At 42.9% G+C, this 12,178-nt stretch carries 10 protein-coding genes; 4 read left to right on the forward strand and 6 right to left on the reverse strand.

Going from position 1 to position 12,178, the window contains the following annotated elements; translation table 11 throughout:
- Positions 1-48: 48 nt before the first annotated feature.
- Complete coding sequence (locus ACMXYV_RS08915) at positions 49-1,104, reverse strand: bifunctional nicotinamide-nucleotide adenylyltransferase/Nudix hydroxylase (RefSeq protein WP_415888139.1); 1,056 nt, start codon at positions 1,102-1,104, stop codon at positions 49-51.
- A 136-nt stretch (positions 1,105-1,240) separates the two neighbouring features.
- Between ACMXYV_RS08915 and ACMXYV_RS08920 the strand changes: the two genes are divergently transcribed.
- Positions 1,241-1,969: an NrtR DNA-binding winged helix domain-containing protein gene (locus ACMXYV_RS08920; protein WP_415888140.1), complete on the forward strand. Its 729-nt coding sequence runs from the start codon at positions 1,241-1,243 to the stop codon at positions 1,967-1,969.
- Here ACMXYV_RS08920 and ACMXYV_RS08925 read toward each other — a convergent pair whose 3' ends face one another.
- The 3 genes from ACMXYV_RS08925 to ACMXYV_RS08935 form a co-directional block, all read right to left on the reverse strand.
- On the reverse strand, positions 1,970-2,635 hold the full coding sequence (locus ACMXYV_RS08925; RefSeq protein ID WP_415888141.1) for an SDR family oxidoreductase: 666 nt from the start codon (positions 2,633-2,635) through the stop codon (positions 1,970-1,972).
- A 38-nt stretch (positions 2,636-2,673) separates the two neighbouring features.
- Positions 2,674-4,053 carry a pyridoxal phosphate-dependent decarboxylase family protein gene (locus tag ACMXYV_RS08930; protein ID WP_415888142.1) on the reverse strand — a complete coding sequence of 460 codons (1,380 nt, stop codon included), beginning with the start codon at positions 4,051-4,053 and terminating at the stop codon, positions 2,674-2,676.
- 209 nt (positions 4,054-4,262) lie between these two features.
- Positions 4,263-5,042, reverse strand: a complete 780-nt coding sequence (locus ACMXYV_RS08935) for a substrate-binding periplasmic protein (protein WP_415888144.1) — start codon at positions 5,040-5,042, stop codon at positions 4,263-4,265.
- Between the two features lie 144 nt (positions 5,043-5,186).
- Here ACMXYV_RS08935 and ACMXYV_RS08940 point away from each other — a divergent pair, with 144 nt between their 5' ends.
- Entirely contained in the window at positions 5,187-5,918 is a 732-nt protein-coding gene (locus ACMXYV_RS08940) for a helix-turn-helix domain-containing protein (RefSeq protein ID WP_415888145.1), read from the forward strand.
- Between the two features lie 25 nt (positions 5,919-5,943).
- On the opposite strand, the gene ACMXYV_RS08945 is transcribed toward ACMXYV_RS08940, so the two are convergent.
- The gene (locus ACMXYV_RS08945; protein ID WP_415888147.1) at positions 5,944-6,636 is read right to left on the reverse strand and encodes a hypothetical protein; all 693 of its coding nucleotides are present in this window, start codon (positions 6,634-6,636) and stop codon (positions 5,944-5,946) included.
- 204 nt (positions 6,637-6,840) lie between these two features.
- Between ACMXYV_RS08945 and ACMXYV_RS08950 the strand changes: the two genes are divergently transcribed.
- Both ACMXYV_RS08950 and rrtA read left to right on the forward strand, forming a co-directional pair.
- Positions 6,841-8,997: a VIT and vWA domain-containing protein gene (locus ACMXYV_RS08950; RefSeq protein ID WP_415888149.1), complete on the forward strand. Its 2,157-nt coding sequence runs from the start codon at positions 6,841-6,843 to the stop codon at positions 8,995-8,997.
- A 17-nt stretch (positions 8,998-9,014) separates the two neighbouring features.
- Positions 9,015-9,662 (forward strand): rhombosortase, encoded by a 648-nt coding sequence (rrtA, locus tag ACMXYV_RS08955; RefSeq protein ID WP_415888150.1) that lies wholly within the window; start codon positions 9,015-9,017, stop codon positions 9,660-9,662.
- Between the two features lie 73 nt (positions 9,663-9,735).
- On the opposite strand, the gene ppsA is transcribed toward rrtA, so the two are convergent.
- Entirely contained in the window at positions 9,736-12,105 is a 2,370-nt protein-coding gene (gene ppsA, locus ACMXYV_RS08960; RefSeq protein ID WP_415888151.1) for a phosphoenolpyruvate synthase, read from the reverse strand.
- Between the last annotated feature and the right edge of the window lie 73 nt (positions 12,106-12,178).

Consider the following 12,178-nt stretch of genomic DNA (forward strand, 5'->3'; position numbering starts at 1 on the left):
CCACTTATAAATCAACAATTATTTTATTATGCATAAGTTAGTTTGTTTTTAGCTTGTTCCGAGTAGTTCTTGGATTATGAAATAATGGTCTTCAAACATCTCTTGTGGCTTTAAATCACCTAGAGGAATCCAACGCGCATATTTTGCATCGTCACTTCCTTTGACTTTAGGAAGCGCAGAGTTTGGTTCTAGTTCAATATGAAAAGCGTGCGTTATGGTTCGCCCTCTGGCAGAACGGTTAGGTTCATCAAACACTTCTTGACGTTTTATCGATCCTTTCAATACAGGGCTTGGTACTTTTAATCGAGTTTCTTCACGAAGCTCTCGTAAACAAGCATCTAAAAGACGTTCATTCTGATCAACAAATCCTCCCGGTAAGGCCCATAACCCCTTCCCTGGATTTGCCTTTCTTTCTACCAGTAAAATATGACCCGATTGGATAACAACAGCATCGACTGTTACAAAAGTCGGTGCATACGGGGCTGCTTCCCACGCTTGTTTATATTTCTTCACAAACCCAATTTCATCGGCGATTTGTTGGTAGGCTTCATTACTCTCAGCAAAGTTGATTAGCCATTCACTTATCGAATCGGGTAAAAGTTCGTTATTACCTATCTTGAGTAACTCGTTGATTAATGGGCTGAAGTATTGTTCTCTAATTGGGGTGGCGCTAATCCCTGCATAGTTTTCAACGCTAATATTTTTCCATTGTGGGAAAAGGTTCAGGTAAAAACCAGTGTGGTCTTTTTTGTGCCCAATTAAAGCAATCGAAGCTTGTTGATGTGGTTTGGTGTGATGTGCAGTAACCGAGCCATTAACTGTGGCTTGTACATTGCGAACCCAAAGATCATCGTTATAAGGAACATCCATTAGAGGTAAACAGATTAACCGCTCGTTATCTGTTTCACTCAAACATGCCCTGATCATCTGTTCTCGTTCAAAGTGATTCCATGGGTTTCGTGGATTTCTTGCCTGCCAAGCAGAGCCTATTAATACAATAAGCTTATCCGCTGTGGCTAATCCTTCGCGCACTACCTGTAAGTGACCATTGTGAAAAGGCTGAAAACGGCCAATAAAGACCGCAAAGTCGTATTTATTTTGCATACAGCAAGCTCCTTGCCGTTAAATGTTAGCTGACAGGTCTTTCCCATCAGAATGTATGTTGCGTAATTTGCTACGCCCTTTTATTATTGGCTTTATGCCACCAAAGTCAACTTTTGCTGCGAGTTTTTAAGAAATTATGAAATCGACTGAAGATCAAGCTTATTTAAGTCAGTACGATACTAAGCAATTTGATATTCCCATCTATTCGGTAGATGTCGCTATTTATACATTGCATGAAAATCAGCTAAAGATCCTACTCGTTCAGCGTGCACAAGCTCCAGAAGTTGGGAAATGGTCACTGCCCGGTGGTTTTGTAGACTTAAATGAAGACTCAACTATTGAGATTACGGCTAAACGTAAGCTTTTGAGTAAAACGGGCGTTAATGCACCGCATCTTGAGCAAGTCAGTACTATTGGTAACGCATCACGTGATCCTCGTGGCTGGTCAGTGACTACGCTTTATATGGCTTTAATCCCGTATGCTCCTACAGAAAGCTTTGTCGAAGCTGTTTCAGATGCCCAATGGTGGCCGATTAAAGAAATTTCGGGACTGGACCTAGCTTTTGATCACCACAATCTAATCAATACTGCCAGAGAAAGGCTGAAGAATAAGACCGCTTATACTGTACTTCCAATTCATATTATCAGAGCGCCTTTTTCTCTAACGCAATTACAGCAGGCTTTTGAAATCCTCATGGATAAAAAACTAGAGAAGAAATCTTTTAGACGTCGCATAGCTAATGCGGAACTATTAAAAGAGGTAGGAGAAGGTAAACCCGAAGGCGGGAAAGGCCGTCCTGCAGCGCTTTATATCCCCGCCCCTGGTTCTGAAGAACATCTATTTACCCGAGCGTTTAACGACTAGTTACCAAGGTAGGACTTCACCGTTTGAATGCCAGAATGTACCTGTATTTTCCAGATTAAGTTCTTCAATACGCTGAGAAAGTCTTTCTGCAGCCTGATCCGGTGTTATATCACCTACTCCACCAATCATTTCTGTTCCAACTAGTCCAGGGTGCAAGATCGCTACGGCTATACCACGAGGTTCTAGGTCACGTGCTAAGGACATGCTCGCGATATTTAGCGCTGCTTTGGACATACGATAACCATATCGACCACCACTGGTATTATCAGTGATTGAACCCATACGGCTCGTGATTAGCGCGACCTTTGCCGGTTCCGCTAAATTATCAAGTAACGTCTCCGTTACCAATAGAGGCGCTATTGCGTTCGTTTCAAATTGATCGCGAATAGTTTCGACATTCAAATTGCCAAGAATCTCATTACGTAAAATACCGGCATTGTTAATCAGTAGATCGATTTTAATGCCTGTTAAAGCTGTTTTTAACTTCTCTAAACCTTCATTTGTTGCAACATCTACTTCATCAATGACTTCAACACCTAGCTGTTTCAGCTCAGGAGAACAGGTACGGCACGCAGCAAAAACCTTATACCCCTTAGATTTGTATAACGCGGTGAAAGACAAACCTATACCGCGGCTAGCACCTGTAATTACGACTGTTTTTGACAATTTACTTCTCCATCAGAAAGAATAAGCAAGCTGATTTACTATTTGAGTACGGACTCTGTCGCACGTTTAATCGATTCTAACGTTCTTTTTACATCATTATCAGTTGTTGCCCAAGACGAAACACTGAGTCTGATCGCTGTACGTCCTTGCCACACGGTTGTACCAAACCAACATTCACCTTCGTCTTGAACAAATTTAGCGATCGCTTTTATATCATCAGGGTTGCCAATGGTAGCTACGACTTGATTTAAAACGACATCATTTACAATTTCATACCCTAGCTCTTGCAATCCATTGGCTAGAGTTATTGCATGGTTACAGCATCGATTGATCAGATCAGAGATTCCTTCTTGTCCCATCTCTTTTATTGCAGCCCACACTTCTACCCCTCGTGCGCGACGTGAAAATTCAGGGACCATATCCTTTGGCGGTACATTTTCGCTGGAGGTTAGATACGGTGCCACAGTGGTCATCACTTCATGAACTGCTTTTGGGTTTCTACAGATTGTTATACCGCAATCGTAAGGTGTGTTTAGCCATTTGTGCGCATCTACCGCCCATGAATCTGCAAGCCAAGCACTCTCCGCTAGATGCTTTTTATCAGGAGACGCTAGGGCCCAAAGTCCAAACGCACCATCTATATGTACCCAAGCCCCTTTCTGTTTAGCTTCTGGGATGATCTCCGCAAATGGATCAAAGGCACCTGAATTAACGTTCCCTGCCTGTAAACAAACAATTGTGTCAGGCCCAATTTCTGGCAGCGCATTGGGTTTGATACGGCCTTGGCTATCGCATGGCACTTTAATCATTTGATTAGTACCGAATCCAAGCAGTTTTAGCGCTTTATGGACGGTAACATGGGCTTGTTCAGACAAAACCACTTGCAAAGGAGGTGCATTTGTTAGCCCGCACTCCTCAATATTGATTCCAAGGTTTTCATACAAAGCATTCCTCGCTGCCGCTAATCCCACAAGATTGGCAACCGATGATCCTGTCGTGAAACCTACGCTGCCATCGTTAGGTAAATGTAATAGATCAACTATCCATTGTGCCGCTAAGCGTTCTAAATGGATTGCAGTTGGTGCAGTATTTTCCATAATAGCGATCTGATCCCAAGCGGCATTCATTATGGAAGCTCCCATAGACGCTGGTGTAGCACCGCCCACTACTAGGCCAAAATAGCGACCTCCTGTAGTGGCTACTGTTGCATTAGCACCATATAAATCTAGTTGTTGAAGAACATCGATTGCAGCAGTACCGTTTTGAGGCAAGGCCTCATCAAAGTTACGAAGTGCATCCAAATCGCTTTGCGTTGGGAATACGCGCTTATCTCTTATTGAATCTACGTACCGCGCTGCACAAGTACCTGCTAAATTCACAGCATCTGTAGATAAATTTTTAATATCTTGATCATTCATACTGTACTTCATGCATTAATACCCACTAAAAAATACAATTTGTTACTCAAAAACTTATGCTCAAAGCTCAGTTTCAACTGACTAACATGTTATTTCTGGTCATTAGAATGATGAAGACACAGATAATGTATTTTTTATACATTTTCTGTACTGGTGTGACTACTGCTACGAACAGAGCTTTCTGAGGATATGAGGTTAAATTAGTAGTCTTAGTTTTTTGGTAGAAGGTAACGATTCTTTAACTGGTTATATCTGCCTTGTTCTTTAAGCTCATCCAAAGCGAGCTGCCAAAGCCGTATCTCTTCATCAGGCGTTTGTTTTGAAAAAGCGATATACCCCTCACTTCGATATAAAACGATTGGCGTCAGTTTGATGATCTTTTCTGATACGCCGCTAGTTTTAAAAACATTGGACACTTCGTGCAGTGAAACAGGTGTGTAATCAACCCGCCCTTCAGCAAGAAGCCTAAAACAACTGTTGTAGCTATTGGCTACTAAGATCAACACAGGAGTCTCAGCTTTCAGGATTCTCTCGTGCCTGCTGCCCCGCAGCACACAAACCCTGACCTCTTCTGTAAACTCAAGATAAGAAGTAAGTTGCTTGGTATATAGGGTATTTTTGAAGAACTGAACGCTGTCTGATTGTAATGGGCCAACCCATTTAAACAGGTCTTCGCGCTCTTCATTACGACTGATATTGAAGATTGCATAATTTGGTCCTTGCTTTACAAGATCCACCCCTCTTAAAAACGGCACCTCTACAGGGTTGAAAGGAATCTTACGCAATTCCGACATAGCTCTAACCAATTCAAGGTTAAACGCTCTCCGTCCAGCGTGTTCTATACCCCTTATTGCTTCAGAGTAATCTTTATATACGGATTTTTTCAGGTTATGGGTAAGAAACTGAGTAGCATGAGACGAGACTTGAGAATCGGCATAGGTATAACCGCTGGTGAAAAATAAAAGGGAGATAAGCCAACCTACTCTCATCTAACTACTCCAAATCTAGTATGAGACTTAGTTACTAGTTTAGACAAGTGTTGTCAGTTAAGAGCCGATATAACTCAGTGTTTATCGTGAATATATAAAGCGGTTCAGTTAATATCGCTGGAAGCATAACTTAAGGAATAGATTATGGCGCAAGTTGGACCACTGATAGATACACTCAAACGAGAACTTAAAGCTCAAGGTAAAACATACCTAGATGTCGCCGAAATTCTTGATTTAAGTGAAGCGTCTGTAAAGCGACTTTTTGCGGAAAAGAACTTTACCCTTGCAAGACTGGAAGCTATCTGCGACATGCTCAATATCGAGCTATCTGAACTTGTACAGAAGATGAGTAAAGACCAGTGCCAACTGACTCAATTAACCAGAGATCAAGAAAAAGAGATCGCTAATGATCTCATTTTATTATTGATCACAGTTAGCGTGATTAGTGGAATGACGTTCACTGATATCCTCAATGCTTATGATATTCCAGAAACGGAATGCATTCAAAAGCTGGCTAAGTTGGATCGCCTTAAGATTATCGACCTACTGCCTGGTAACCGCGTAAAACTCCTGGTTGCCCCCAATTTCCATTGGCTACCAAATGGCCCTATCCAACAGTTTTTCCAAGAAAAGGTTGAGCAAGACTTCTTTAGCTCACGTTTCGATAAAGCTAACGAAAAGCTGATCGTGACTAATGCGATCCTAACCGATAGCTCCAATGCTCGTTTGCAAAAGAAAATGGAGCGACTCGCTGCAGAGTTTAACGAATTAATGCAGGAAGACCACTCTGCTCCGCAACAGAAAAAAAGTGGTACGACCATGGTGCTTGCTATCCGCCAGTGGCAATACTCCTTATTTAAAAAGATCTCTAAATAGTATTGTTTGGTATTAACTTACGGAGTCAAACCAAAGCGCTGCCTTCACTGGTTACTGTTAGTTTCCCTTCTTCAGTGAACGAGAGTTCAACTGACGGGTACTGTCGGTTATCGCCCAGCAGATAACTGTATTTTTCGATAATGGCATCTATCTCTGCTTGTGAATTGGCTTTATCCATCTCTTGTCGGTATGGCTCAAGCTCTTTGAAAGCCGCAAGGTGCGACGCTAAAGCATTAACAGTGCTTAGCTCTTTGGCGATAGCCGGTTCTTCTTTCAGTGCTTGTTTAAGCTGATCGGCATAAGGGTAATCAGCTGGTAAAACTATCTGGCCTTTACCGTCATAATTGATCGATTCTGGTGCTTCTGGAATGTTGTGACGGGATAAGAAATCTGGGAACACTTTTGAAAGGTGATCCTGTAATGCGCTTACGTTCTGCTGATTTGGCAGCAACAAGCCCTCAATATCGAAGACATCCCCTTCATGGGTTGGCTTCGCTTGGAAATAACTGTCTAAATCGTACTCTTTGTCACCTTTTGCTGTACTGAGAGTATAAATAGACTCAGATTCGCTTAGCTGTTTTGCTTCTTCCGTTAAGAACACTGTATTGCCGTTTACAGAGGCTGATCGGCCAGAGTTTGCCAGAGAGGCATTTTGTCCGGAGTCATTCGGATTTGTGCCTATTAAGCTAGAAGACTGATAATTACTGGAGATATACATATTTAACTGCGCCTAGGTTAATCCATTAAAACAAGGAATCTATGTTCAGATCATATAGTGAGCAATCTTCAGGCCAGTTCATAAAACAGCTTGGTATTATATTTTGATACTTATAGCTGTTTAATATAAAACCTATTTCAATTTCATTTTAACAATCGCCTAAACATCACAATCTTGCTCCCATCAACAGATGAGGAACAAGCGATGAAACACTCAACTCCTAACCTAAAACGCAGCAGCCTATTCACAGCCATAGCATTAGGAAGCGCTCTTTTAATGAGCCCATACAGTAATGCTGCAGGACTATTAAAACCGAGCAATGCAGGGTATGAAGAGCTAAAAATCAAAGAACACCATGTCGATGTTGTGATTGAAGATATGTACGCAACCACAACGGTGGAGCAAGTTTTTCATAACCCTAACGCGACAGATCTAGAAGCTATTTACTCCTTCCCAGTTCCAGATAAAGCCGCCGTTGGTGAATTTAGCTATTGGATTGATGGCCAACCCGTTACAGGTGAAGTTGTTGAGAAACAACGTGCCCGACAGATCTACGAACAAGAAAAACAAAAGGGAAATGAAACAGCCATCGTAGAAAAGGATCAATACAAAACGTTCGATATCTCTGTCTTTCCAGTGAAGGCTAATCAAGAAGTCAAAATCAAGTTGGTCTATCTCCAGAATACCCAGACCGACACTGGAATTGGTCGATACGTATACCCTCTTGAAGATGGTGGCGTCGATGAGCAAAAACTGAGTTTTTGGGATCGCAACGAAACGGTAAATGAGAAGTTCTCTTTTGATATGAAGCTAAGGACTAGCTATCCCGTTGATGGTTTAAGAATGCCTAAACACCCGAATGCATCCTTTCAACAACTTAATACCTACGAATGGCAAGCTAGCTTGATCAATTCAGCTAACAATCTGACCCAACAGCAGCTAGGTCTAGAGCAAGAAGAACGGTCCGAACAGAATGAGTCGCAAAGCCCCGAAACTCCTATCAATAGCAGTGTGACGACCCTAGATAAAGATATATTGCTGTACTGGCGTCACGCTGAAAATCTACCTGCAAGCGTGGATATGTTGGCATATAAAGAAGCAGATTCTAGCAAAGGTACTTATAAACTGACGTTAACGCCGGGTAACGACCTCCCTGTAATGACTCAAGGTCGAGACTGGGTGTTTGTACTTGATATCTCCGGCTCTATGCATGGCAAATTCTCATCCCTGATCGAAGGCATTCGAAGCGGCTTAACACAGTTAAACCCTAATGATCGGTTCAAGATCGTATTGTTTAATAATCGAGCGCAGAGTTTCACTCAGGGTTACCTACCTGCTGATCAACAAACGATCAAAGACACATTACAACGTCTAGATCAGGTACAACCAAGTAGCGGTACAAATCTATATGCAGGACTTAAAACCGGCATTAATCAACTGGACTCGGATAGAAGTACTGCAGTAGTTCTTGTTACAGATGGCGTTGCCAATGTAGGTACGACCGAAAAGAGTAAGTTCTTAGATTTACTAGAGCAGCATGATGCCCGCCTATTTACTTTTATTATGGGTAACAGTGCTAACCGTCCTCTTTTAGAAGAGATGACACGCGTATCTAATGGCTTTGCTCTACAGATTTCTAACTCTGACGATATTAGCGGCCAGCTCCAGATAGCCAAAGGCAAGATGGCGCATGCTTCTATGCGGGATATTCAGATCGAGATTGATGGCGTAAGAAGTAAAGAACTCGTAAAGCCACGTCTTGCAAATACCCTTTACCACGGTCAACAGCTAACCCTGTTTGGACACTATTACAAACCGGGTAAGGCAGAGGTAAAACTTACTGGCACTATCAACGGTGAAAAGAAAACTTACACAACGAGCTTTAATCTACCTGAAATTGCAACCGACAACCCTGAATTGGAACGTCTATGGGCATATGCAGCCATTGAAGAGCTACAAGCAGAGATGGACTATTTAGGCTCTGACAAAGATGCTGAGCAAGCGATTGTTGATACTGCAGTGGAATATGGTTTAGTCACTGACTACACCTCTATGATCGTCGTTAGAGACGAAGTATTCAAAGCGATGAATATTGAGCGCTCTAATAAAATACGCGTTGAGAAAGAACAGACCGCACGTAAAAATCGAGCACAACAACCGATTACCGCTCAGCAGAAACGCGTAGATACTCAACAGCCAATGTTTGTCGATCAATCTCAAGATCAGGCTAACCAGAGTCAAGTTAGACCAAGTGTTTCATCAACACGCTCAGGTTCAGGTGGCGGCGCCGTATCCCCTTGGTTAGTGATCTTTATCGCAGTAGCCATTGCACTTGTACAGATTCGCCGCTTTAAACGCTAAAACGAGCTGAAACAATGATGAGTGTATTCACTAAATTCGCAACTGCCCTTCGGGGCGGTTGTGACTCTTGCAACTGTCGTAACAATAAGGACCAGCCAGCAAAAAAACCGCTATTCACCTTATCTCTGATCGTCAGTGTGTTGAGTATCGGATTATTAAGTGATTTCTATCCTATGCTTTCGTGGCTCTGCTTTGATCACGCCCTAATTACAGAGCAACAACAATATTGGCGCTTAATTACGGCACATCTGGTTCATAGCTCAATCGAACATTTGTTTTGGGATCTTATAACCTTTGCAGCAGCAGGAGTGTATTTAGAGAATCGTAACCCTAAGCTATTCATATACGGATTACTCTCAAGCCTAGTTACCCTCTCTGTCTTTCTACTCTCACCACTAACCGATATAGCCAAATACAGTGGTCTATCAGGAATCCTCTACACAGTTATCTGTTTAGCAGCATGGCAATGGTTGAGAGAGGAAACAGGCTTTATCGCTTGGCTACCGTTATTGGCAATCGTTGTTAAAACTATTGCTGAGTTATTTATGCTGGACACAGTCTTTGTAACTGAAGGTTGGGAGGTATTTAGCGAAGCACATATCGTTGGGGCTGGAACTGCATTGTTGCTAGCCTTCTATCAGGCAGTAGGCGTTACTGATATATAACCACTTTCATACCTATCAAACACAAAAAAGCGCCATTAAGAAACCTTAATAGCGCTTTGATTTATAACAGTTTTTAGCTTTCTTGATTGTTCGCCAAGAAGAACCAAGTATCGAGAACAGAATCAGGGTTCAAAGATACGGTGCTAATTCCCTGCTCCATCAACCAACGTGCTAGATCAGGATGATCGGATGGGCCCTGACCACAAATACCGATGTATTTGCCCTGCTTCTTACAAGCAGAAATCGCCATTGAAAGAAGCTTTTTAACCGCTTCATCTCGCTCATCAAATAGGTGCGCAATGACACCAGAATCACGATCCAATCCAAGCGTTAGCTGTGTTAGATCGTTAGAGCCAATCGAGAAACCATCGAAGTGCTCTAGGAACTCGTCAGCAAGCAATGCATTGGATGGGATCTCACACATCATAATTACACGTAAGCCGTTCTGACCACGTTTAAGACCATTAGCAGCAAGCAGATCAACAACCTGTTTAGCTTCACCCGGTGTGCGTACAAACGGGATCATCACTTCAACGTTAGTTAGCTGCATCTCATCGCGTACACGTTTAAGAGCACGACACTCTAGTTCGAAGCAGTCACGGAAGTTTTCAGAGATGTAACGTGCAGCGCCACGAAAACCAAGCATTGGGTTTTCTTCACTAGGCTCAAACGCATCTCCACCGATTAGATGACCGTATTCATTCGACTTAAAGTCAGACATACGTACAATCACTTTCTTCGGATAGAACGCAGCAGCCAATGTAGAAATGCCTTCAACCAGACGATCTACATAAAAATCAATCGGGCTGTCGTAACCCGAAATACGACGAGAGATAGTTTGCTGAAGTGCTGGTGGCTGCTGATCGAAATTAATCAACGCTTTAGGATGCACACCGATCATACGGTTAATAATGAATTCAAGGCGCGCTAGACCTACACCCGCGTTTGGTAGAGCCTGAAAATCAAATGCACGGTCAGGATTACCCACATTCATCATGATTTCGAAAGGTAGATCAGGCATAGATTCTACGCTGTTCGACTGGTGCTCATAATCCAATTTCCCAGCATATACACGTCCTGTATCACCCTCAGCACAAGAAACTGTTACAAGTTGACCATCAACGAACTGATCCGTTGCATCACCACAGCCTACGATCGCTGGAATACCTAATTCACGAGCAATAATTGCCGCATGACAAGTACGACCACCACGGTTTGTTACGATAGCTGCAGCACGCTTCATAACAGGTTCCCAATCAGGGTCGGTCATGTCTGTTACAAGCACTTCCCCTGGCTGCACTTTCTCCATTTCACTAATGTCATAAACAATACGCACATTACCAGAGCCAATTCGGTGACCAATAGAGCGGCCTTCAACGAGTACTTGGCTGGTTTCCTTGAGAAGATAGCGCTCAATTACCGCCTGATTACTGCGGCTCTTAACAGTTTCAGGACGCGCCTGAACAACAAATAGTTCGCCCGTATCACCATCTTTAGCCCACTCAATATCCATAGGGCGGCCATAGTGGTTTTCGATCTCAATAGCGATCTTGGCTAATTGCTGAACATCGTTATCATCAATGGAGAACTGCTGGCGCTCAGCCTGATCGACTTGAACAGTCGATACTGGATTGTCCGAATCTGGCTCAGAGTAGACCATCTTGATCGCTTTAGAACCGATCGTTTTGCGAATAATGGCTGGCGCACCCATTTTTAGAGTTGGTTTATAAACGTAAAACTCATCCGGGTTAACTGCACCTTGTACAACGGTTTCACCTAAGCCGTATGCGGAAGTAATAAAGACAACATGGTTAAAGCCAGACTCAGTATCCAAAGTAAACATTACACCGGAAGAGCCTGTTTCACTGCGAACCATGCGCTGAATACCCGCAGAAAGCGCTACTTCACTGTGCTCGAAACCATGGTGTACACGGTAAGAGATCGCACGATCGTTATAAAGAGAAGCAAATACCTCTTTGATCGCGTGCTTAACATTGGCAAGACCACGAACGTTTAGGAATGTTTCCTGCTGACCAGCAAAAGAAGCATCTGGTAGATCTTCAGCCGTTGCGGATGAACGAACCGCAACAGCAATATCTTGATTGTCAGCAGACATATCAGCCCAGTAGGCTTCGATCGCTTGATCAAGTTCTGGCTGAAACTCTGCTTCCATGATCCAATCACGTACCGTCTTACCGGTCTCTTTTAGTGCTTGGATATCGTTGGTATCAAGCTCTTTAAGCTTGGCGTTAATCTTATCTTCTAGACCGCCATGAGTAAGGAAGTCACGATAGGCATCAGCCGTAGTTGCAAAACCATTAGGCACTTTTACATTTGCACCAGTAAGTTCTTGTAACATTTCACCAAGAGAGGCGTTTTTTCCGCCGACTCTTTCTACGTCATTCATTCCTACCTGATCTAGGCGCAGTACATAGTTCTGCAACTGTATATCTCCTACTCTGGTGTATAGTTATTACTTCTAATAATGGTGAGATCTTACTGCACTCAGCAGCAAA

This window comes from Neptuniibacter sp. SY11_33 (assembly GCF_047778025.1).
Taxonomy (GTDB): Bacteria; Pseudomonadota; Gammaproteobacteria; order Pseudomonadales; family Balneatricaceae; genus Neptuniibacter.